This is a genomic window from Streptomyces spongiae, assembly GCF_009377185.1.
Taxonomy (GTDB): Bacteria; Actinomycetota; Actinomycetes; order Streptomycetales; family Streptomycetaceae; genus Streptomyces; species Streptomyces spongiae.
In genome coordinates, this window is sequence record NZ_VJZC01000973.1 from 1 (window position 1) to 2,113 (window position 2,113).

3 protein-coding genes and 1 pseudogene are annotated in these 2,113 nt (G+C 73.2%); all 4 read left to right on the forward strand.

Going from position 1 to position 2,113, the window contains the following annotated elements:
- Positions 1-201 precede the first annotated feature (201 nt).
- Positions 202-588, forward strand: a complete 387-nt coding sequence (locus FNH08_RS49285) for a hypothetical protein (protein WP_152778479.1) — start codon at positions 202-204, stop codon at positions 586-588.
- The gene (locus tag FNH08_RS49290) at positions 585-1,199 is read left to right on the forward strand and encodes a class F sortase (RefSeq protein WP_152778480.1); all 615 of its coding nucleotides are present in this window, start codon (positions 585-587) and stop codon (positions 1,197-1,199) included. Before FNH08_RS49285 ends, FNH08_RS49290 begins: the two co-directional genes overlap by 4 nt.
- A 146-nt stretch (positions 1,200-1,345) precedes the next feature.
- The gene (locus tag FNH08_RS49295; RefSeq protein WP_152778482.1) at positions 1,346-1,837 is read left to right on the forward strand and encodes an RNA polymerase sigma factor; all 492 of its coding nucleotides are present in this window, start codon (positions 1,346-1,348) and stop codon (positions 1,835-1,837) included.
- Positions 1,821-2,087 (forward strand): annotated as a pseudogene (locus FNH08_RS49300) (hypothetical protein); the annotation flags it as partial. The gene FNH08_RS49295 and the pseudogene FNH08_RS49300, both read left to right, overlap by 17 nt.
- Positions 2,088-2,113 lie beyond the last annotated feature (26 nt).

A 2,113-nucleotide genomic window follows, 5' to 3' on the forward strand; every position in this document is an offset into this window, starting at 1 on the left:
CCCTCGCCCATGTCCCCATCCCCCATCTCCCCATTCGGCGTCCCAAACTATCCGACCTGGCCGACGGCCCACGGGTCAGCGGCACTTGACGACTTTGCCATCTCTTTACAACCTGCTCTGCCGCTGCCTCGTCTCTCCGCTCGATCCATGACGCCGCCCGCCACGTCACCCGGCGGGGGCCCTGACGAAAGAGAGCGATTCATGCGCCGAACCGTCCTCAGTGCCGTGGCACTCGCGGGAACCGCCGTGCTGGCGAGCGCGGTGCCCGCGTTCGCCGACGAGGCGACCCCGGTCCCCACGAGCCGTGAGGCCACCGTGGCCCCGACCCCGGCCACCACCGACGCGACCTCGGAGTCGGACGGCCGGGACGCCGCGACCCCCGTTCCGAGCGCCGCACCGACCGAGGCGCCGGACCAGGGCCAGGTCTCCGTCGTTCCCCGTGGCGCACCGGACACCGGCGAGGCACCGGCCTCCGCGCGGTCCGGCAGCGAGAGCGGGCTGGTGATCGGCGGGGGCGCTGCCGCGGTGCTCGTCGGCGGCGGCGCGGCGGTGCTTCTCGTACGTCGTCGGCGGGCGACCAGCGCATGACGTCGCTCTCCAGGCGTGCCTTCGCCACCGCGGCGATGACGTCGCTGCTCGTGAGCTGCGGCGGCCACCGTGGTGACGGCCAGGGCACGACCGCGCGACCCGTGGGCACGCCACCGCCTTCGCGGCCCTCCGCCAACGCGGCCCGCGCCCTTGGCCGTTCGGTCCCGGTGAGGTTGCGGATCCCGGCCATCGGGGTCGACACCCCGGTCATACGGCTGGGGTTGGCCTCGGACGGCACCGTGCAGGTGCCGCCGGTCACGGCGAACGACCGGGCGGGCTGGTACCGGCACTCGCCGACGCCGGGTCAGACCGGTCCGTCGGTGATCCTCGGTCACGCCACGGTCGGCGCCTACGGAGACGGGGTGTTCCGGCATCTCGCGCGGCTGCGGCGGGGCGAGCGGATCGTGGCGCGCCTGGAGAACGGCACGTCGGCGCAGTTCGCCGTCAGCGCCGTACGGACGGTCGCCAAGGCCGAGTTCCCGGTGGACGCGGTCTACGGGGACGTGGACCGCCCCGAACTGCGGCTCATCACCTGCGGCGGGCCCCGCACCGGCGACGGCTACCGCGACAACGTGATCGTCTTCGCCGCGCTGAACTCGGCGGGCCACTGACCCTTCGCCCGGGATCCGGGCCATCCGGAGCCCGGGCCGATGGAACCGACTCCACCGGCCCGGGCTCCTCCCCCACGAATGCCACGACGAATGCCACGACGAGTGCCACTGCGAGTGCCACCACGACGTCACGACCCTGGAGAGCGTTGAAACGGTTACGCGAGGAGGCAGCGTCCGAGTTGTTCGCCGCCCTCTACCCGCGCCTCGCCGGGTGGTGCCGTCGGCTGGTCGACGACGACGAGACCGCCCACGAGATCGCCTCGGAGGCGTTCACCCGGCTCTGGGCCCGCTGGACGTCCGTGGCGGAGCCCCAGGGCTTCCTCTACGTCACCGCGGCCAACCTTGTCCGGGACCACTGGCGGGGGCTCGAACGCGAGCGCAGAGCCGTTCGCCGAGCCACCGCGGAAGCCGCCGTCCGCCCGCACCCGGAGCAGGCCGACCCCTCGGTCCGCCTGCTCGTGCAGTCGCTGCCGGAACGACTGCGCGTCCCGGTGCTGCTGCACTACTACGCTGACATGCCGATCCGCGAGGTGTCCGTACTGACCGGGCGCAAGGAAGGAACCATCAAGGCCGATCTCCACGCGGCCCGCGAGCTGCTCCGCGCCCACCTGAGGAGAAGCCTTGATCACACACTCTGACGAGGGCCCGGACTTCGAGCCCGACGACCCCCTCGCGGTCATCCTGCGACCGCCCCCGGACCGCCTCGTTCCACCCCCCGGCCGCTACCACGCGATCCGCCGCGCCGCGGCGCGCCGCCGGCTGCTCCGTGCCGCGGCGGGAGTCGGTGTGTCCTGCGCCGTCGCCGCACTCGTCGCGCTGCCGCTGCGCCTTTCGGCACACGAGGCACCCGCGTCGCCGTCCGTCCCGCTCGCCCCGCAGCCTGCGAGCTGTCTCTTATAAACATCTCCGAGCCC

Bases quoted from the DNA above. Each gene is read 5' to 3' on its own strand.
- FNH08_RS49285 (WP_152778479.1), top strand. From the start codon at position 202: ATGCGCCGAACCGTCCTCAGTGCCGTGGCACTCGCGGGAACCGCCGTG.
- FNH08_RS49290 (WP_152778480.1), top strand. From the start codon at position 585: ATGACGTCGCTCTCCAGGCGTGCCTTCGCCACCGCGGCGATGACGTCG.